This window comes from Frigoribacterium sp. PvP121 (genome assembly GCF_017833115.1).
GTDB lineage: Bacteria > Actinomycetota > Actinomycetes > Actinomycetales > Microbacteriaceae > Frigoribacterium > Frigoribacterium endophyticum.
This window is the reverse complement of sequence record NZ_JAFIBR010000001.1, coordinates 2,437,304-2,456,363: the sequence shown is the minus strand read 5'-3', so window position 1 is coordinate 2,456,363 and position 19,060 is coordinate 2,437,304. Positions and strand designations below refer to the sequence as shown.

Sequence of the window (19,060 nt, the reverse complement as noted above, 5' to 3'; positions counted from 1 at the left end):
CCTTCGTCGTTCCCGGCGGTGCCTCTGCCGGCCGTGTCTTTCCCGACGGTGTGCGTCGCGGGCGCCGTCGCTCCTCGTCGTCCGGCTCCCGTCCCCCCGTGCGGTCTACTGTCGCAGTCGACCGGACAGAGAGAGGGAACACGATGGAGTACACACGTCTAGGATCGAGCGGGCTGCAGGTCTCGGCCGTCGTCCTCGGCTGCATGAGCTACGGCGTCCCGGAGCGCGGCGCCCACCCGTGGAGCCTCCCCGAGGAGGAGTCGCGACCGTTCATCCGGCGCGCCCTCGAGCAGGGCGTCACCACCTTCGACACCGCCGACGTCTACTCCGACGGCACGAGCGAGGAGATCGTCGGTCGCGCCCTCGCCGACTTCGCCCGCCGCGACGAGGTCGTCATCGCCACCAAGGTCTTCAACCGCATGCGTCCCGGCCCGAACGGCGCGGGGCTCTCGCGGGGGCACGTCATGAGCGCCATCGACGACAGCCTCCGCCGCCTCGGGACGGACCACGTCGACCTCTACCAGATCCACCGCTGGGACCCGGAGACCCCGATCGAGGAGACGATGGAGGCGCTGCACGACGTCGTGAAGTCGGGCAAGGCCCGCTACATCGGCGCCTCGAGCATGTGGGCGTGGCAGTTCGCCAAGGCGCAGCACACGGCCGACCTCGGCGGCTGGACGCGCTTCGTCTCGATGCAGGACCAGTACAGCCTCGTCCAGCGCGAGGAGGAGCGCGAGATGCACCCGCTCTGCCTCGACCAGGGCGTCGGGGTGATCCCCTGGTCGCCGCTCGCGCGCGGCAAGCTGACGCGGGACTGGGACGACACCACGGCCCGCACCGAGACCGACCAGTTCGGCGGCACCCTCTACCGCCAGCGCGAGGACGCCGACCGGCAGGTCGCGGCGGCCGTCGCGACGGTGGCGGAGGCGCGGGGCGTCTCCCGCGCACAGGTGGCCCTCGCCTGGGTCCGCCAGCAGGAGGTCGTCACCGCGCCCATCGTCGGCGCCACGAAGATGCAGCACCTCGACGACGCCGTCGCCTCGGTCGACCTGTGGCTGACCGACGACGAGCTCGACGCCCTCGAGTCGCCGTACGTCACGAGGGAGAACGAGGGCTTCTGACCCGCGCCGGCCCCACGCGTCTAGTGTGAGCCGCACGCGGGCGACGACGCTCCGCGACCTGACAGAACGGAGGGCGCCAGCATGGGCACCGAGCACCACGGCAACGAGTCCGACCACCAGCACGAGGACCACGTCCACACCGAGCACGTCGAGACGACGAGCACCGACGTCACGAGCGAGCAGGACGGCTCCTACGTCGACAGCGACATCCCCGCCGACGGCGGCGAGACCACCGGGCCGCACGACGGCGAGGCCGACGGTTCGTACACCGACTCGGACATCCCGGCCGACCGCTGACGGTCCCCGGGGCGACGACCCGCGACTCCCCCGGGAGGGCGGGTCGTCGCCGCGTGTCTCTAGTACGGTCGACCCAGGGAGGAACACAACCATGACACAGCGAATCATCATCCTCGGCGGCGGCGCCGCCGGACTCACCACGGCACTCGAGCTCCAGAAGCGCCAGCCGCCGCAGAGCGCCAGCATCACGCTGGTCGACCAGTCTCCGTACTACACGTACCAGCCCTTCCTGCCCGAGGTGGCCGGGGGCCACATCGCGCCGCGCGACGTCACCGTGCCGCTCCGCAAGGCGCTGAAGAAGACCAAGGTCGTCGAGGCCGCCGTGACGGCGCTCGACGCGAACTCGAAGACCATCACGGTCACGACCGCCGACGGGGTCGCCTCCGAGCTGCCCTACGACCAGCTCGTCGTCGCCCTCGGCGCCGTCACGCGCACCTTCCCCACGCCCGGCCTCGCCGAGAACGGCGTCGGCTTCAAGAGCGTGGAGGAGGCCCAGTACGTCCGTGACCGCGTCCTCGGCAACATCGCCGAGGCAGCCTCCGTCCAGGACGCCGCGACCCGCCGCAAGCTGCTCACCGTCGTCTTCGTCGGCGGCGGCTACACCGGCGTCGAGGCCATGGCCGAGCTCGACGACGCGGCCAAGGCCGCCGTCGACGAGTACCCGACCCTGTCGCGCGACGAGCTCCGCTTCGTCCTCGTCGAGGCGCTCGACCGCGTGGCCCCCGAGGTCGGCCCCGAGCTCTCGAAGTGGACCCTCGGGCACCTGCGCGGCCGCGGCATCGACATCCGCCTCGGCACCACGATGCCCTCGTGCATCGACGGCGACGTCGTCCTCAGCGACGGCGAGACCATCCCCGCCGGCACGATCGTCTGGACGGCCGGCGTGAAGCCGAACCCCGTCGTCGCCGACCTCGGCCTGCCGCTCGGCCCGAAGGGCCACGTCGACGTCAAGGCGACGCTCCAGGTGCAGACCGACGACGGCCAGGTGCTCGACGGCATCTGGGCGCTCGGCGACGTCGCCCAGGTGCCCGACCTCCTGGCCGAGAAGCAGCCGGCGTTCTACCCGCCGAACGCGCAGAACGCCGTCCGCCAGGCCGTGACGGTGGCCGACAACGTGATCGCGGCGCTCTCGGGCGCTCCGCTGGCCGAGTACCGCCACGCGTCGGTCGGCACGGTCGCGAGCTACGGCATCGGCAAGGGCGCGGGCGTCCTCAAGGGCGTCAAGGTCAAGAACGTCGCGGCGTGGCTCGCCCACCGCGGCTACCACCTGTACGCGATGCCGACCGTCAACCGCAAGTGGCGCATCCTCACCGGCTGGGTGACGAACTTCGTCGGCGGTCGCGACCAGACGCCGCTGGTCGGCCTGGCCGACCCGCGCGCCGGGTTCCTCAAGGTGACGCCCGTGGTGGCGCCGAAGACGGACGACGCGGGGGCGGGCTCGGCGAAGGCCAGCCCGGCGAAGGCCGCTCCGGCGAAGTAGCCGGGGTCGCCCGCGGGCGACGAGGCAGACGACGGAGGCGCGTCCCGGGTGACCGGGGCGCGCCTCCGTCGTCGTGCCGGTCAGGCCAGGGCCGGCCGGGGCTCGCGCGGGATGCGGACGGCGACCAGGGAGGCCGCCACGAGCAGGAGCGCCGCGACGCCGAACGCGACGGGGAACGACGCCACGTCGACGAGCAGCCCCGCCACCAGCGGCCCGGCGATGGCCCCGACGTCGGAGCACATCGAGAAGATCGCCACCGGCCGCCCGCCGCGGGCGCCGGCCGCGTCGCCCACGAGCGCTGCGGGAGCCGTGCCCATGAAGGCCGTCGCCACGCCGTAGACGGCGAGCAGGGCCCCGAGCACGACGACGTGCGACGCGAAGGGCACGGCGGCGAGGCTGACGGCGGCGACCGCGAACGAGCCGATCACGGCGGGTCGTCGCCCGACGGTGTCGACGAAGCGCGAGGCCGGCGCGAGGGCGACGGTCTGGGCGACGGCCGCGACGGCGAAGAGGACGCCCGTCCAGGCCGTCGGCCCGCGCAGCACCTCGACGACGAGCACGGGCACCAGCGCGCTCCGGACCCCGAGCGACGACCAGCCCTGGGCGAAGTTCGCCACGCAGGCCGCGCGGAACCGCACGTCGGCCAGGACGTCGCGGAGCGGGGTCGGCGGCTCCGCCTTCTCCGCGGCCGCGCCGCGCGGCACCGGCTTCAGCAGCACGACGCCGATCAGCCCCGCCACGGCGAGGGTCGCCGCGTAGAAGAAGAACGGGGCCGTGAGCGAGATCGTCGAGAGCACGCCGCCGATGGCCGGCCCGGCCATGCCGCCGACCAGGAAGCCGCCCTGGTAGAAGCCGACGGCGCGGGCCCGTCGGGTCGGCGGGGTGGACGCGAGGAGGAGGGTCATGGCGGAGATCGTGAACATCGCGGAGCCGATCCCGCCCAGGCCGCGCATCAGCAGGAGCTGGGGGTAGTCGGTGGCGAGGCCCGCGAGGGCGCTCGACAGGGCGACGATCCCGATGCCCGCGCTGAGCACCACCCGCTCGCCCGCGAGGTCGAGCAGCCGGCCGACGAAGGGGCTCGCGACGAGGCGCATCAGCGCGAAGGCCGCGAGCACGGCGCCGACGAGCACGTGGTCGACCCCGAAGCTCTGCGCGTAGACGGGCAGCACCGGCACGACCACGCCGAAGCCGACCATGACGAAGAAGGCGATGACCCCGAGCACGACCACGTCGCGCCCGAGCCGCGGGCGGGCCGTCGGCGTCGGGTCGGCGGCGGCGGTGCCCGGGGCCTCCGCCGGGTCGGGGTCGGCGGCGGGGTCGGTGGGGCGGGGCACGACTCCAGGGTACGGCCGGAGTGTGACGCCGTGTGTCGCGAGGGAGGCGGCCACCGCCGTCGTCGACCACCATCGAGCCATGACTCGACGCATCCGGTTCAACGCCTTCGACATGAACTGCGTGGGGCACCAGTCCCCCGGGCTCTGGCGGCACCCCGACGACCGCTCGCCCGACTACACGAAGCTCAGCTACTGGACCTCCCTGGCGCGCCTCCTCGAGCGGGGCCGGTTCGACGGGCTCTTCATCGCCGACGTGCTCGGCACGTACGACGTCTACGGCGGCAACCACGACGCGGCCCTCCGCAACGGCACCCAGACGCCGGTGGGCGACCCGATCCTCCTCGTGTCGGCCATGGCCGCCGCGACGGAGCACCTGGGCTTCGGCATCACCGCCGGCACGGCCTACGAGCACCCGTACCCCTTCGCGCGCCGCATGTCGACGCTCGACCACCTCACCGAGGGCCGGGTCGGCTGGAACGTCGTGACCGGCTACCTGCCGAGCGCCGCCCGAAACATGGGCGCCGACGACCAGCTCGACCACGACACGCGCTACGACCAGGCCGACGAGTACCTCGAGGTGCTCTACAAGCTCTGGGAGGGCTCGTGGGAGGACGACGCCGTCGTCCGCGACCGCGAGACCGGCGTGTTCACCGACCCGAGCAAGGTGCACGACATCGGGCACGAGGGGACGTACTACAAGGTCCCCGGCATCCACGTCGCCGAGCCGAGCCCGCAGCGCACGCCGGTCATCTACCAGGCCGGCGCGTCGCCCCGGGGCATCGCCTTCGCGGCGGGCAACGCCGAGTCGATCTTCGTCGCGGCGCCGACGAAGGAGCGCCTCGCCGCGACCGTGACGAAGCTCCGCGACGCCCTCGAGGCGGCCGGGCGCGACCGGTACTCGGCGCGCATCTACACGCTGCTCACGATCATCACGGACGCGACGCCGGAGGCCGCGCGGGCGAAGCACGAGGAGTACCGCCGGTACGCCTCGCACGAGGGCGCCCTGACGCTGATGTCGGGCTGGATGGGCGTCGACCTGTCGAGCTACTCCCTCGACGACCCGGTCGGCGACGTCGAGAGCAACGCCATCCAGTCGGCGCTCGCGAACTTCCAGGCCCAGGAGGGCGACACCGGCAAGGAGTGGACGATCCGCGACATCGCCGAGGCGGCGGGCATCGGCGGGCTCGGGCCGCGCATCGTGGGGTCGGGCGAGGAGATCGCCGACCAGCTGCAGGAGTGGGTCGCCGAGACCGACGTCGACGGGTTCAACCTCGCCTACGCGATCACGCCGGGCACCTTCGAGGACATCGTCGAGCACGTCGTCCCCGTGCTGCAGGCGCGGGGCGTCTACCCGACCGAGTACGAGCCGGGCACCCTCCGCCAGAAGCTCTTCGGCCGGGGCGACCGGCTTCCCGCGGAGCACCACGGGTCGCGCTACAAGGTGGGGTCGCGAGCCGCCGCGGAGTGAGGCAGGGGCCCTCGGGAGGCGCGGTGCGGGGCGTCCTGCACCGCGCCTCCGGCGTTGTCCCCCACATCGTTACACTCCGGTCGCCGCCCCTCCGGCCCACCCCCTCCTGACCGGGGTTTCTCCGACGCTCGTTCGGTAACGACGACGCCGTCCGCACCCCGTCGGGGTCGCTCGTCACCGTGACAGCGACGGGCGTCGTGGTTATGGTCGTAGTCGTCCGCCCGGCTCAGCCGGGCGTTCGTGTGAACGGGACGACTACCGGTGACGAGGGGCGAGACGACATGGCGTGGGACTACGTGAGCGACAGGTGGGACCAGATCTGGTTCGCCTCCTGGCAGCACCTCTCGCTCGTGGTGCAGTGCCTCCTGCTCGCCGTGGTGATCGCCGTGACGGTGGCCGCCCTCGTGCACCGCGTGCCGTGGCTGCGCGGCCTCGCCAACGGCGTCTCGGCGGTCGGCCTCACGCTGCCCTCGTTCGCGGTCGTCGGCCTGCTCATCGCCCCGGTCGGCTTCGGCGTCCTGCCGACGGTCATCGTCGTGACGTTCTTCGCGACGCTGCCGATCCTCCGCAACGCCGTCGTGGGCCTCACCGAGGTCGACGACGCGATCGTCGAGTCGGCGCGCGGCATCGGCATGGGCCGGTTCCGCACGCTCGTGCAGGTGCAGCTGCCCCTCGCCTGGCCGATCATCCTCACCGGCGTGCGCGTCAGCGCCCAGATGGTGATGGGCATCGCGGCCGTGGCGGCGTACGCCCTCGGCCCCGGCCTCGGTGGCTTCATCTTCTCCGGGCTCTCCCGGCTCGGCGGCGCGAACGCGCTCGCCTCCGTGGTCACCGGGGTGGTGGGCGTCGTCGTCCTCGCCCTGGTGCTCGACCTCCTCCTCGTCGGCCTCGGCCGCCTGACCATCCCGAGAGGCATCCGTGTCCAGAACTGACTCCCCCGCCGCCGCGACCGCCGACTCCGGCGTCTCCGGCCGCAGCATCCTCCTCGACACCGTCACGAAGCGCTACCCGGGGCAGTCCGCCCCCGCCGTCGACGGCATCACGCTCGAGATCCCGGCCGGCAAGATCGTCATGCTCGTCGGCCCGTCGGGCTGCGGCAAGACGACGACGCTCAAGATGATCAACCGCCTCATCGAGCCGACCGAGGGCCGCATCGTCCTCGGCGACGACGACGTGACGAGCATCGACGGCGACGAGCTGCGCCGGCGCATCGGCTACGTGATCCAGGCCGGCGGGCTGTTCCCGCACATGACGGTCGCCGCCAACATCGCGATCGTGCCGAAGATGCTGGGCTGGAGCAGGGAGCGCGTGGCCGCGCGCGTCGACGAGCTGCTCGAGCTCGTGTCGCTCGACCCCGACACCTACCGCGACCGCTACCCGAAGGAGCTCTCCGGCGGCCAGCAGCAGCGCGTCGGCGTGGCCCGCGCCCTCGCCGCCGACCCGCCCGTGCTGCTCATGGACGAGCCCTTCGGCGCCGTCGACCCGATCACGCGTCAGCGCCTCCAGGACGAGCTGCTGCGGATCCAGGAGGAGCTGCAGAAGACCATCGTCATCGTCACGCACGACTTCGACGAGGCCGTGAAGCTCGGCGACTGGATCGTGATCTTCTCCGAGGGCGCCCACATCGTCCAGTACGACACCCCTGAGCGGATCCTCGCCGAGCCCGCGAACGAGTTCGTCGAGAACTTCATCGGGTCCGGCGCGGGGCTCAAGCAGCTGACCCTCGCCCGTGTGGGCGACGTGGACCTGGCGGAGGCGGTGGTCGCGCGCCCCGGGGAGCCCGGTGCCGAGGTCGTCGCCCGAGTCGAGGCCGCCGGGCACGCGCACGCCGTCGTCGTCGACGAGCGCGACCGACCCGTGAGCTGGCCGTCCCTGAGGCAGCTGCGGCGGGTCGACGTCGTCTCGGCGACGCCCGACGCCGACCTGCCCGTGGTCGGCAGCGGCGCCACCCTCAACGACGCGCTCGACACGATGCTCGTCTCGAGCGCGGGGGCGGCCCTCGTCACCGGCCGACGTGACGCCTTCATCGGCGTCATCACCGTCGAGGTCGTCATGGACGCCATCACCCGGGCCAGGAAGGCCGCGGCCATCGCCGCGACCGACGCGCCCGTCGGCACGAACACCGGGCCGCTCTCCGTCCTGCCCGAGCCGGCCGCCGGGGGCACCGGCACGGGCTCGGCCGGGTCAGAGCCCGACGCGGCGGCCCCGCGGGACGTCGCGTGAGCGCCGCCGCGGAGCCCGCCGTCGCCGCGGCGGCCCGGCCGGCACGACGGCGCCCCGCCCGCCCGGGGCTGCTCGGCCTCGTCGTGCAGCCGGTCGCCGTGCTCCTCGCCCTCGGGGCGTTCGTCGTGTGGCTCACGACCGCCGACCTCACCACGGCGGAGCGCACCACGCTGAACCCCTCCGACCTCCTCGGCTACACCGGCGAGCACCTGGCGCTGACGTTCGTCTCGGCCGTGATCGTGCTCGTGATCGCCGTGCCGCTCGGCGTCGTGCTGACCCGCGGGCCGTTCCGCCGGGTCTCCGGCCCGATCCTGGCCGTCGCGAACTTCGGCCAGGCCGCACCGGCCATCGGCCTCGTCGTGCTCCTGGCGTTCTGGCTGGGCTTCTCGTTCTGGGCCGCCGTGGTCGCGCTCGTCCTCTACGCGATGCTGCCCGTGCTCCGCAACACGATGATCGGGCTGCAGAGCGTCGACGGCCGTCTGGTCGAGGCGGGCCGCGGCATGGGCATGTCGTCGCTCGCCGTGCTGTTCCGGGTCGAGCTGCCCCTGGCCGTCCCGGTCATGCTCTCGGGCATCCGCACGGCGCTCGTGCTCCTGGTCGGCTCCGCCGCCCTCGCCACGTTCATCGGCGCCGGCGGCCTCGGCCTGCTGATCACCACCGGCGTCAACCTCTTCCTGCCCCGGGTCCTCGTCTCGGGCGCCCTGCTGATCGCGCTCCTGGCGCTCCTGCTCGACTGGCTCGGCCGCGTCGTCGAGCACGTCGCCCGTCCGAAGGGACTCTGATGACGACCACCGCGACCCCGCGCCGCCGACTGCGCCGCGCCTCCCTCACGGCCCTCGTGGCCGCCTCCTCGACGGCCCTCCTCGCCGGCTGCGGCCTGCAGCCGGCCACCGCCTTCGTGCCGGCCGTCGCGCCGGGCTCGATCGAGGCGATCGAGGGGCTGCCCGACGACGCCTCGCTGACCGTCACGACGAAGAACTTCACCGAGCAGCTCGTCCTCGGCAAGATCGCCGTCCTCGCCGCGAAGGCGGCCGGGTTCGACGTCACCGACATGACGAACGTGCCCGGCAGCGTCGCCGTGCGCCAGCTGATGCTCGACGGCGACGCCGACATGACCTACGAGTACACCGGCACGGCGTGGCTCACCTACCTCGGCGAGGCCGCGGGGATCCCCGACCAGGAGGAGCAGTACGTCGCCGTCCGCGACGCCGACGTCGCGAACGGCCTCGTCTGGCTGCCGCCCGCCCCCCTCAACAACACGTACGCGATGGCGGTCCGCTCGGAGGCGGTGCCCGAGCTGGGCGACGTCGACTCGCTGAGCGACATCGCGGCCCTGCCCGTCGAGCAGCGGACGTTCTGCGTCGAGGCCGAGTTCAACTCGCGGGCCGACGGCTTCGCGCCGATGCTCGAGCGCTACGGACTCGAGCTCGGCGCCGCGGACGGCGTGCCGACGAGCAACGTCAGCATCCTCGACACGGGCACCGTCTACGAGGCCACGGACCGTGGTCGCTGCAACTTCGGCGAGGTGTTCACCACCGACGGGCGGATCGACTCGCTCGACCTCACGGTGCTCGACGACGACCAGGGCTTCTTCCCCGCCTACAACGTGGCGCCCGTCTTCTCGGCGGAGGCGCTGGAGGAGAACCCGGAGCTCGCCGACGTGTTCGACGCGATCTCGCCGTCGCTCACGGACGAGGAGCTCCGGACCCTCAACCGCCGGGTGGACGTGGAGGGCGAGGAGCCCGCCGACGTGGCCTTCGACTGGATGGTCGAGAAGGGCTTCGTCACGAGGCCCTGACGTCGACCCCCGGTGGGGAGGGACCGCGCCGTCCCTCCCCAGGGCCCGGCGGCGCGCGGCCACGGGGTCGAGATGGGGAGAACGGCGGAGCTGACGTGCTCCCCCGCGAGGCTGTGCCCATGACCGACACCGCCAGCCCCGCCCTCGACCTCCACCGGCCCCTCGAGACGACGCCCGACCTCCACCGGCTGCTCTCGCACTTCTTCCCGGTGGCCATCCGGCGCCAGCTCTGGACCCTCTTCCTCGACGCCGCCGACGTCCCGCTCCCGGTGGTCGTGCCCCTGGAGGGCATCCCGCTCCGCCCCGTCGCCGAGGCAGTGGGCCGGTGGGCGGACGCCGTCGAGGCCGTCGCCCGCGAGTTCGGCGCGTCGCGGGTCGTCTTCGTCGTCGAGCGGACCGGGAGCCGCGCCGTCCGCGCCTCCGACACCGCCTGGCGTGACGCTCTGCTCCGGTGCCTCGACGACCGCCTGTGCGGCGTGCGGGCGGTCGCGACCTGCACCGACGACGGAGTCGACGTGCTCGTCGACGTCGGGGCGTGCGACACGGCCGCGGTGGGGGCGCCCGCGGCGGCGGCGACGGGGGCGGCTGCCGCCGGTGCGGAGGTCGCGGCCGTGGCGCCCGTGGGTCAGGCGTCGCCGAGGCGCCGTGCGGCCTCGGAGCGCGTGGCGGTCCGCTGACCCCGGTCGCGGTCGAGGTGCCGCCACCACGCCGCCTCGGCGAGCTCCGCGGCCGTGTAGACCCCCAACGACTCGTCGCCGCCCGGGTCGACCGACCACCGGGTCAGGCGCCAGCCTCCGCCGAACCGCTCGACGACGGCCTCGGGAGGCGCCTCCGGCGAGGCACGGACGAGCAGGCGGTCGTCGTCGGCGCGGTCGAGCATCCTCCGATGCTACCGACGCGGCCCGTCAGGCGAGCGCGATCGGGAAGAGCGACCGCGGGTCCTGCGCGAGGGCGGGTCGGGGCAGCTCGGACCGGCTGAGCGAGGAGCCGTCGAAGGCGACCCGGCGCAGGAGCACGGGCGCCCGGTCGTCGTCCAGGGCCGAGACGACCTCCCCCACGACGTGACCGCGTCGGAACGTCCGCTGCGCGCGGTCCGGCACGAGCAGCTCCGTGCCCTCGGGCAGGGTCGTGAAGCGCTCGACCTGGGCCTGCCAGACGGCGCCGACCTTCCCGCGGGGCGACGACTCCGCGAGGGTCACGACCCCGGCGTCGACCCAGTCGTCGTGCTGCCGGGCGGTGAGCGGCCTGACGACCCAGGCTCGGTGCTCGGCCGTCAGCGCCGGCTCGTCGGAGGGCAGGGGCGCCGCGGGGTCGGCGGGGGGCCAGACGTAGTCGAGGTCGTCGGGCACGTCGGGGAACCGCGACCGGTACCAGTCGGGCTGCTTCTGGACGAGCTTGGAGCGGTGGCTGCGGTGCACGGCCTCGTCGCCGAGCCACGGCGGCAGCTCGAGCGACGCGAAAGGGACTCCGTCGACCTCGGGGGCGAACTCCGCGATCTGCGGCCGGACGGTGTCGGCGTGGCCCTGGGCGAGCCACTCGTCGGTGACGGCGAGGGAGTACGACGTCAGCGCGGCCAGGTGGCCGCGCCACATGGCGATGGCCGGGTGGCTCTGCCAGCCGTAGCCGGGCAGGGTGACGGCCCGGAGCACCTGCAGAGCCTCGACCCGCTGCTTGCCCAGCCGCGCCTGGTCGAGGCTCCTGGCGGTCTCGACGGGATCGGGCCAGGGGAGGAACGTCTGCACCCGCCCCACGCTAGGCGCGCCCCGGCGGGCACGGCCGGGTGGGGCTACTTGCGGTTGCCGATCCGCCCGCGCAGCACGTCGATGCGCTTCTGGATCTGCTCCGTGCTGGCCTGCGCGACCGCGGGCCCGCCGCTGATCCGGCGCAGGTCGGCGTGGATGAGGCCGTGCGGCTCGGAGGAGTGCCGCGACCAGATCGAGACGAGGCGGCTGAGCTCCTGCCGCTGCTCCTTGATCGTCTGGTACATCGGCCGGGCCTCCTCGACCGGAGCCGTCGTGGGCATGCCGTTCTTGGCCGAGCGCTTCGCCTGCTTCGCCTGGCGCTGCCGCAGCAGCGCGCGCACCTCGTCGGGCTCGAGCAGCCCGGGGATCCCGATGAAGTCGAGCTCCTCCAGGCTGCCGATCTCGCCGCCGGTGCCGAACTCGCCGCCGTCGTAGAGCACGCGGTCGAACGAGGCCTGCGAGTCGAGCGCCTCGAAGGGCTGCTGCTCGAGCAGGCTCGAGGCCTTCTCCTCGCGGTTCGCGGCCGACATCATGTCGTCCTCGGGCGCGAAGATGCCGTCGTCCGCGGTCTCGGGCCGGTCGAGCGCGTGGTCGCGCTCGAGCTCGAGCTGCCCGGCGAGGGCCATGAGGCTGGGCACGCTGGGCAGGAAGATCGACGCCGTCTCGCCCCGCCGCCGGGCCCGGACGAACCGGCCGACGACCTGGGCGAAGAAGAGGGGGGTGGAGGCGCTGGTGGCGTAGACCCCGACCGCCAGCCGGGGGACGTCGACGCCCTCGGACACCATGCGCACCGCGACCATCCAGCGAGCATCGCCGTCCGAGAACGCCTGGATGCGGTCGGAGGCCGCCTTCTCGTCGGAGAGCACCACGGTGGGCCGCTCGCCGGTGAGCTTCTGCAGCACCGCGGCGTACTGCCGAGCGGCGGTGTGGTCGGTCGCGATCACGAGGCCGCCCGCGTCGGGGACGCCTCGACGCACCTCGGTGAGGCGCTTGTCGGCGGCCGACAGGACGGCCGGGATCCAGTCGCCCTGGGGCGAGAGGGCCGTGCGCCAGGCCTGCGCCGTGATGTCCTTCGTGACGGCCTCGCCGAGGGAGGCGCTCATCTCGTCGCCCATCCGGGTGCGCCAGCGCATCTGGCCCGCGTAGGCCATGAAGAGCACCGGCCGCACCACCCCGTCGGCCAGGGCACGGCCGTAGCCGTACGCGTAGTCGGACTTCGACGTGCGGATGCCGTGTTCGTCGGGGGCGTACGTCACGAACGGGATGGGGGCGGTGTCGGAGCGGAAGGGCGTCCCCGTCAGCGACAGGCGGCGGGTCGCCCGGCCGTAGGCCTCGCGGATGCCGTCGCCCCAGCTGAGTGCGTCGCCGCCGTGGTGGACCTCGTCGAGGATGACGAGCGTGCGGCCCGCCGCCGTCATCGCGGCGTGCACCTGGGGGTTCATGCCCACCTGCGCGTAGGTGACGGCGACGCCGTGGTAGTGCCGACCGAACGTGACGTCGGCGTTCTTGAACATCGGGTCGAGGCGGAGGTTCACCCGGTCGGCCGCGTCGGCCCACTGCCGCTTGAGGTGCTCGGTGGGCGCGACGACGACGACCCGGTCGATCTCGCCACGCGAGAGCAGCTCGGTGGCGAGCCGCAGGGCGAAGGTCGTCTTGCCGGCGCCGGGCGTGGCCGCGGCGAGGAAGTCACGGGGCGACGTGGCGAAGTACTGCTCGAGGGCCTCGGCCTGCCAGGCACGGAGCTTGCTGGCCGTGCCCCAGGCAGCCCGCTCGGGGAAGGCCGGCGAGAGGTGCTCGGCGGCCGAGTTGCCGGCGGTCGCGCCGACCTCGCCCAGGTCGAGCTCGTCGTGCTGGCCGGTGTCGTCACCCCCGGCCGGGTCGGTTGCGCTAGCTGTGCTCACTCCACCCGATCTTACTCGCCGTGGCCGGGGTGGTCGGGCCGGGCGGCGGGCCGACGGGACCCGCGGGCCGCGGCGCCGGGCGCGTCGCGGCCGTCGCCGGACGGGGTGCCGCGTCGCGGGGCCCGCGCGTCGGCACCCGTGTCGGGCCCGGAGAGCCCGTCGCGTCGCCGCGCGCCGAGCAGGGAGGCCGGGGTGAGCATCGTCGAGCCGAACTTGGCCCGGAGGGCGTCCATCGTCGACTCGGCCTCGCGCCAGCCTGCGTCGTCGTCCCACAGGGCGAGCGATCCGCCACCTCCCCCGGCGCCGAGCTGCTCGACGCGGACGCCGACCAGGCGGATGCGCTCGTGCTGCTTGCCCGTGGCCTCGTAGACCGAGCGCACCTCGTCGTAGATGCGGCGACCGAGGTCGGTCGGGTCGGCCAGCGTGCGCGACCGGGTGATGGTCGTGAAGTCGGACGTGCGGAGCTTGAGCACCACGGTGCGGCCGCTCAGCCCGGCGTCGCGGAGGCGCGACCCGACCCGGTCGCTGAGCCGGAGCAGCTCGCGGCGGATCACCTCGGGGTCGACGACGTCGGTGGAGAACGTCACCTCGTGCCCGACGCTCTTCTCCTCCGTGCCGGTGGTGACCACCCGCGGGTCACGGCCCCAGGCGAGGTCCTGGAGCTTGGCGCCGGCGGCGGGCCCGACGGCGCGGACGAGCGTGTCGAGGGACGCGGTGGCGACGTCGCCGACGGTGCGGAGCCCGAGGTTGCCGAGCACCTCCTCCGTCTTGCCGCCGACGCCCCAGAGGGCGCTGATCGGCCGGGGGTGCAGGAAGGCGACGGTCTGGTCGTGCGGCACCACGAGGATGCCGTCGGGCTTCGCCACGCTGGAGGCGAGCTTGGCGACGAACTTGGTGGAGGCGGCGCCGACGCTGCAGTGCAGCCCCGTCTCGGCGTGCACGCGGCGCCGGAGCTCGGTGCCGATGGCGAACGGCGACCCCATCAGCCGGACGGCACCGGAGACGTCGAGGAAGGCCTCGTCGATGCCCAGCCGCTCGACCCGCGGCGTGACGTCGTCGAACATCGACATCACCCGTCGCGACCAGTACCGGTACTTCTCGAAGTGCGGCTCGAGCACGACGGCCTGGGGGCACCGGCGCAGCGCGATCGCCATGGGCATCGCCGAGTTGACCCCGAACTTGCGGGCCTCGTAGGTGGCGGCCGTGACGACCGAGCGGTCGGACCTCTGGCCGATCACGACCGGCAGGCCCCGGAGCTCCGGCCGGTCGAGCAGCTCGACGGAGGCGAAGAAGGCGTCCATGTCGACGTGCAGGATGGGGGCCGACACGTCGTCGGTGGGGACGGTGGTGACGAGCCGCCCGCTGCCGTCCTGTTTGCTCACCCGAGCATCTTCACACGCACCACCGACAGCGTCGGGCGGCGGGCGCCTCCCCCGCGGTCGACGGTCGGCGACGACCGCCCGCCCCCGCGGGCGCGTCGTCAGCGGTCGGGGCCGAGGAGCCAGGTCGCGACCGTCGCGTGGGCCGAGTCCGTGCTCGACGGGTGGAACCGCCCGGCCAGCACGTCGCGCTGCAGCCGCCCCAGCTCGCTCGACGAGCGGAACGACGCCCCGCCCGCGACCGCGACCGCCTGGTCCACGACGGCCCGGGCGGTCTCGGTGACGCGGGTCTTGAGGCCGACGACGATCGCCGACCAGGCGGCCCCGTGGTCGACGAGCCCGTCGACGTCGCGGGCCACCGCGTCGACCTGGGGCTCGATGCCCTGGAGCAGCACGGCCGCCTCGGCCACGCGCCAGCGGACCAGCGGGTCGTGGGCGCGCGGAGCGCCGCCGGCCCGGTGCGAGCGCCCGGCGGTCGCGCTCTCGACCGCGAGCTGGACGGCCCGGCGGGCGACGCCGCGGTACACGGCGGCGACGAGGGTCTCGAAGACGGCGAAGATCGCGAAGACCAGGGGGTCGCCGCTCGGCCCGACGGGCAGCACGCGCACCACCCGCTCGGCGGGCACCTCGACGCCCTCGAGCCGGGTGCTGTGGCTCTGCGTCGCCCGCATGCCGATCGTGTCCCAGTCCTCCAGCGACGAGTGGCCGGGCTGGTCGCGCCGGACGAAGCCGTGCACGAGCAGGGGGGCCTCGGGGTCCGTGTCGTCGCGGCCGAACACGCCGAGGCGCGTCCAGACGGGAGAGAGCGAGGTGGACGACTTCACGCCGGTGAAGCGCCAGCCGCCGTCGCCCGTCGGCTCGGCCCGGGTGAGCGAGTCGAAGAGCACGGCGTCGTTGCCCGGCTCGCTGACGCCGAATGCGAAGACCTCGCCCCGGGCCGCGTCGTCGATCACGAGATCGAGCGAGCGGTCGCCGCGGGCCGCGAGCACGGCGGCGCAGCCCGTCCAGACGAGGTGCATGCCCACCGCCAGCGCGGTCGCCGGGGCCGCGGCGGCGAGGCGGGACTGCGCGGCGGCGACGCGTTCGAGTCCCCAGCCCGCGCCTCCTCGCTCCGGGGGCACGAACACCCGGAGGTACCCGCGCTCGCGCAGCTCGGCGAGGTCGTCGTGGGGGAACGTGCCCTCGCGGTCGTGACCGGCGGCGCGGGCCCGGAAGCGCTCGAGGAGGTCGTCCGGCAGCATCTCCTCCGGGCTCGTCTCCGCGGGGCTCGGGGCGGTCGGGGGCGGCGGGCTGGTGGGGGTCACGGGGTCGAGGCTAGCCACGCCCGGCCCCGCGCGGCAGCCCCTCGGCCCGCCGCGGTGCGAGCGGTAACGTGGAGGCCATGACACAGCAGCACCCCTGGTCGCGCTACGTGGCGATCGGCGACTCGTTCACGGAGGGCATCGGCGACCCGGAGGAACGCTCGCCGGGTGGCCACCGGGGCTGGGCCGACCGCGTCGCCGAGGTGCTCGGGGCGTCGACCGAGGACTTCGCCTACGCCAACCTCGCGGTGCGCGGGCGCCTGCTGCGGCAGATCATCGACGAGCAGGCCGAGGCCGCCCTCGCCCTCCGGCCCGACCTGATCTCGGTGTCGGCGGGGGGCAACGACATCATCCGCCCCGGCACCGACCCGGACGCCGTCGCCGCGGGGTTCGAGGGCCTCGTCGAGACGCTGGGGTCGCAGGGCGCCACGGTCGTCGTCTTCACGGGCCCTGACATCGGGCTCACGCCCGTGCTCGGACGCCTGCGGGGCAAGGTCGCGATCTACAACGAGCACGTGCACGCCATCGCCCTCCGGCACGACGCGGTCGTGGCGGACATGTGGGCCCTCCGTGAGCTCGGCGACCCCCGCATGTGGGCGCCCGACCGTCTCCACTTCAGCCCGCTCGGGCACCACACCATCGCCCGCGCGGTGCTGCAGGCCCTCGCCGTCGAGAACGACCTCGAGCCCTGGCGCACCGAGCCGCTGCCGCCCCGGCCGTGGCGGCAGGCGCGGACGGAGGACCGCCGCTGGGCACGGGAGTACCTCGTGCCGTGGGTCGTCCGGCGCATCCGCCACCAGTCGTCCGGCGACGGCGTGCAGCCCAAGCGGCCCGAGGCCGCGTCGGTGCTGTACCGCGACGAGCCCTAGCTCGACGCCAGCACCTCGTCGGGGTGGGTCAGCCGCCACCACGCGTCCGGCTCGGCGAGGGCGCGGTCGAGCACCAGCGGCACGTCGACCTCCTCGTCGCCGATCTCGAAGCGCACCCGGCCCACTCGGTCGCCCACCGCCCCCGTCGTCACCGACTCGGTCTCGATCGAGGCCGTCACCGTGACGTCGCCCCAGACGAGCCGGCTGGCGTCCGACGCCGCGACGGCCTCGGTGCCCGCTCCCCACGGCAGCTCGTACGACGCCCAGACGTCGCCGGCCGTCGTCGCCGTGACGGTCTGGAAGGCCCCGGAGACGCTCGTGAGCAGCCTCTGCACGTCGGCGTCGAGCGAGTCGTGGTCGACGCCGCCGAGCATGACCCCGACGACCGTGACCGGCTCCCCCGCGATCGTGTAGTCCGCGGCGAAGAGGAGGCAGGCACCGGCCTCGTCGAGGGTGCCGGTCTTGATGCCGACGACCCCGTCCAGCCCGAGCAGCTCGTTCGAGTTCTCGATGACGCCGATGCCCGGCACGGTCGTCGTCGGGGTCGCCACCATCGCCGCGACGTCCGGGTCGGCCAGCGCGATCTCGCCGAGCCGCACGAGGTCGGTCGCCGTGCTCGTGTTCGACGGCGACATGCCGGTGGGCTCGACGAGGGTGGTGGAGGAGAGGCCGTTGTCGGCCAGCCAGGCGGTCGCGGCCGCGACGAAGCCGGCCGTGTCGCCGAACGCCCACCGGGCGAGCGCGTCGGCGTAGTTGTTGGCCGACTCGATCAGCGACACCTGCAGCACCTGCTTCTCGGTCAGCTGCTGGCCGAGGGCCATCGGCGCCACCTTGCCGTCCTGCGAGCGGTAGGCCTCGTACAGGGCCACGTCGTCGGCGTCCAGGGTCAGGGTCGGCCCGTCTCCCCCGTCGAGCGGCCGGGCGTCGAGCACGACCAGGGCGGTGACGACCTTGCTGATGCTCGCGATCGGCAGCGGCGTGGTCGATCCGCTCGTCGTCAGGCTCTCGTCCCAGCCGACGGCCTGCACGGCGGTCGCGCCGTAGCCCGGGAACGCGAGCTGGGCCCCCGGCTGGGCGGGCGCCGTCCACTCCGCCGCCGCGGCCGTCGCGGGGGCCAGGGGGGCGAGCAGGACGACGGGCACGTAGACGAGAGCGGCCAGCACGACCACGAGGGCGCCCGCGACCACGGCCCGGACGCCGTGTCGGCGGCGTCGCGCCGGTCGGGCGCCGCGGCTCACGCGGCGTCCGCCCCGGCGGCGGAGGCGGGGGCCGGCACGCGCAGGGCCCAGAGCGCCACCGCGCTGGCGGCGGCGACGTTGAGACTGTCGACCCCGTGCAGCATGGGGATGGTGACCACGCGGTCGGCGGCGCGCAGGGCGGCCGGGCTGAGCCCGTCGCCCTCCGTGCCGAGCACGAGCGCCACCCGCTCCGGCGGCGCCGCGGCGTAGTCGTCGAGCGCGACGGCGTCGTCGGAGAGGGCCAGGGCCGCGACCTCGAAGCCGGAGGCGCGGAGCACGTCCGCGCCCGCGGGCCAGTCGGGCAGGCGCGTCCAGGGCACCTGCAGCACCGTCCCCATGCTCACTCGGACGCTCCGGCGGTAGAGCGGGTCGGCGCAGCGCGGCGTGACGAGGACGGCGTCCGCCCCGAGCCCGGCGACGGCCCGGAAGATCGCGCCCACGTTCGTGTGGTCGACGATGTCCTCGAGCACGACCACCCGACGGGCGCCCTCGATGACCGACTCGACCGACGGCAGCTCAGGCCGGTGCATGGCCGCCAGCGCGCCCCGGTGCAGGTGGTAGCCGGTCAGGGTCTCGAGCAGCGCCGCGTCGCCCACGAAGATCTCGCCGTCGTGGTCGGCGACGAGCGGCTCGATGTCGGCGAGCCAGCGCTCGGTCATCAGCACCGACCGCGGCACGTGCCCGGCGCGCAGCGCGCGCTCGATCACCTTCGACGACTCGGCGATGTAGAGGCCGCCCTCGGGCTCGGTGACGCGGCGGAGCGCGACGTCGGTGAGCCTCGCGTAGTCGGCGAGGGCGTCGTGGTCGAGGTCGGTGATGCGGGTGATGCGCACGGCGCTCCAGGGGGCGGCGCCCGGTCGGTCGACCGACGAGGACGGGAGGGGCAGAGACGACGTCTAGGCTAACGTC

The 19,060-nt window shown here is 74.1% G+C and carries 18 protein-coding genes; 10 read left to right on the top strand and 8 right to left on the bottom strand.

What is annotated here, in order from left to right:
• The first annotated feature begins 143 nt into the window (after positions 1–143).
• The 3 genes from JOE43_RS11475 (at position 144) to JOE43_RS11465 (ending at position 2,898) form a co-directional block, all read left to right on the top strand.
• Entirely contained in the window at positions 144–1,121 is a 978-nt protein-coding gene (locus JOE43_RS11475; protein WP_209517859.1) for an aldo/keto reductase, read from the top strand.
• Positions 1,122–1,202: 81 nt separating this feature from the next.
• Entirely contained in the window at positions 1,203–1,418 is a 216-nt protein-coding gene (locus tag JOE43_RS11470; protein WP_056054926.1) for a hypothetical protein, read from the top strand.
• Between the two features lie 91 nt (positions 1,419–1,509).
• Entirely contained in the window at positions 1,510–2,898 is a 1,389-nt protein-coding gene (locus JOE43_RS11465; RefSeq protein WP_209517856.1) for an NAD(P)/FAD-dependent oxidoreductase, read from the top strand.
• A gap of 80 nt (positions 2,899–2,978) precedes the next feature.
• On the opposite strand, the gene JOE43_RS11460 is transcribed toward JOE43_RS11465, so the two are convergent.
• Complete coding sequence (locus tag JOE43_RS11460) at positions 2,979–4,232, bottom strand: MFS transporter (protein WP_307803338.1); 1,254 nt, start codon at positions 4,230–4,232, stop codon at positions 2,979–2,981.
• Between the two features lie 79 nt (positions 4,233–4,311).
• Here JOE43_RS11460 and JOE43_RS11455 point away from each other — a divergent pair, with 79 nt between their 5' ends.
• The 6 genes from JOE43_RS11455 to JOE43_RS11430 all read left to right on the top strand — a co-directional run bounded on the left by JOE43_RS11455 (position 4,312) and on the right by JOE43_RS11430 (position 10,398).
• Positions 4,312–5,700: an LLM class flavin-dependent oxidoreductase gene (locus tag JOE43_RS11455; RefSeq protein WP_056054920.1), complete on the top strand. Its 1,389-nt coding sequence runs from the start codon at positions 4,312–4,314 to the stop codon at positions 5,698–5,700.
• 281 nt (positions 5,701–5,981) lie between these two features.
• Positions 5,982–6,632, top strand: a complete 651-nt coding sequence (locus JOE43_RS11450; RefSeq protein WP_056054917.1) for an ABC transporter permease — start codon at positions 5,982–5,984, stop codon at positions 6,630–6,632.
• Positions 6,619–7,923, top strand: a complete 1,305-nt coding sequence (locus tag JOE43_RS11445; RefSeq protein ID WP_209517852.1) for an ABC transporter ATP-binding protein — start codon at positions 6,619–6,621, stop codon at positions 7,921–7,923. The genes JOE43_RS11450 and JOE43_RS11445 overlap by 14 nt, the downstream gene beginning before the upstream one ends.
• 68 nt (positions 7,924–7,991) lie before the next feature.
• Positions 7,992–8,705, top strand: a complete 714-nt coding sequence (locus JOE43_RS11440) for an ABC transporter permease (protein WP_209519196.1) — start codon at positions 7,992–7,994, stop codon at positions 8,703–8,705.
• Positions 8,705–9,721, top strand: a complete 1,017-nt coding sequence (locus JOE43_RS11435) for a glycine betaine ABC transporter substrate-binding protein (RefSeq protein WP_209517850.1) — start codon at positions 8,705–8,707, stop codon at positions 9,719–9,721. The genes JOE43_RS11440 and JOE43_RS11435 overlap by 1 nt, the downstream gene beginning before the upstream one ends.
• Before the next feature lie 119 nt (positions 9,722–9,840).
• Positions 9,841–10,398: a hypothetical protein gene (locus JOE43_RS11430; RefSeq protein ID WP_209517848.1), complete on the top strand. Its 558-nt coding sequence runs from the start codon at positions 9,841–9,843 to the stop codon at positions 10,396–10,398.
• On the opposite strand, the gene JOE43_RS11425 is transcribed toward JOE43_RS11430, so the two are convergent.
• The 5 genes from JOE43_RS11425 to JOE43_RS11405 all read right to left on the bottom strand — a co-directional run bounded on the left by JOE43_RS11425 (position 10,347) and on the right by JOE43_RS11405 (position 15,984).
• Positions 10,347–10,601, bottom strand: a complete 255-nt coding sequence (locus JOE43_RS11425; RefSeq protein ID WP_209517846.1) for a hypothetical protein — start codon at positions 10,599–10,601, stop codon at positions 10,347–10,349. The two genes, JOE43_RS11430 and JOE43_RS11425, sit on opposite strands and share 52 nt — an antisense overlap.
• A 25-nt stretch (positions 10,602–10,626) precedes the next feature.
• Positions 10,627–11,463: an MSMEG_6728 family protein gene (locus tag JOE43_RS11420; RefSeq protein ID WP_307803337.1), complete on the bottom strand. Its 837-nt coding sequence runs from the start codon at positions 11,461–11,463 to the stop codon at positions 10,627–10,629.
• Positions 11,464–11,507: 44 nt separating this feature from the next.
• A complete protein-coding gene (locus tag JOE43_RS11415) occupies positions 11,508–13,298 on the bottom strand; it encodes a DEAD/DEAH box helicase (protein ID WP_209519195.1) in 1,791 nt (596 codons plus the stop codon).
• A 77-nt stretch (positions 13,299–13,375) separates the two neighbouring features.
• The gene (dinB, locus tag JOE43_RS11410; protein ID WP_209517843.1) at positions 13,376–14,746 is read right to left on the bottom strand and encodes a DNA polymerase IV; all 1,371 of its coding nucleotides are present in this window, start codon (positions 14,744–14,746) and stop codon (positions 13,376–13,378) included.
• A 98-nt stretch (positions 14,747–14,844) separates the two neighbouring features.
• The gene (locus JOE43_RS11405) at positions 14,845–15,984 is read right to left on the bottom strand and encodes an acyl-CoA dehydrogenase family protein (RefSeq protein ID WP_209519194.1); all 1,140 of its coding nucleotides are present in this window, start codon (positions 15,982–15,984) and stop codon (positions 14,845–14,847) included.
• A 140-nt stretch (positions 15,985–16,124) separates the two neighbouring features.
• On the opposite strand from JOE43_RS11405, the gene JOE43_RS11400 reads away from it, so the two are divergent.
• On the top strand, positions 16,125–16,913 hold the full coding sequence (locus tag JOE43_RS11400) for an SGNH/GDSL hydrolase family protein (RefSeq protein WP_209517841.1): 789 nt from the start codon (positions 16,125–16,127) through the stop codon (positions 16,911–16,913).
• On the opposite strand, the gene JOE43_RS11395 is transcribed toward JOE43_RS11400, so the two are convergent.
• Together JOE43_RS11395 and JOE43_RS11390 are read right to left on the bottom strand one after the other, a co-directional pair.
• Complete coding sequence (locus JOE43_RS11395) at positions 16,910–18,151, bottom strand: D-alanyl-D-alanine carboxypeptidase family protein (RefSeq protein ID WP_209517839.1); 1,242 nt, start codon at positions 18,149–18,151, stop codon at positions 16,910–16,912. The genes JOE43_RS11400 and JOE43_RS11395 overlap by 4 nt on opposite strands.
• Entirely contained in the window at positions 18,148–18,984 is an 837-nt protein-coding gene (locus JOE43_RS11390; protein WP_209517837.1) for an RNA methyltransferase, read from the bottom strand. The genes JOE43_RS11395 and JOE43_RS11390 overlap by 4 nt, the downstream gene beginning before the upstream one ends.
• Positions 18,985–19,060: the final 76 nt, after the last annotated feature.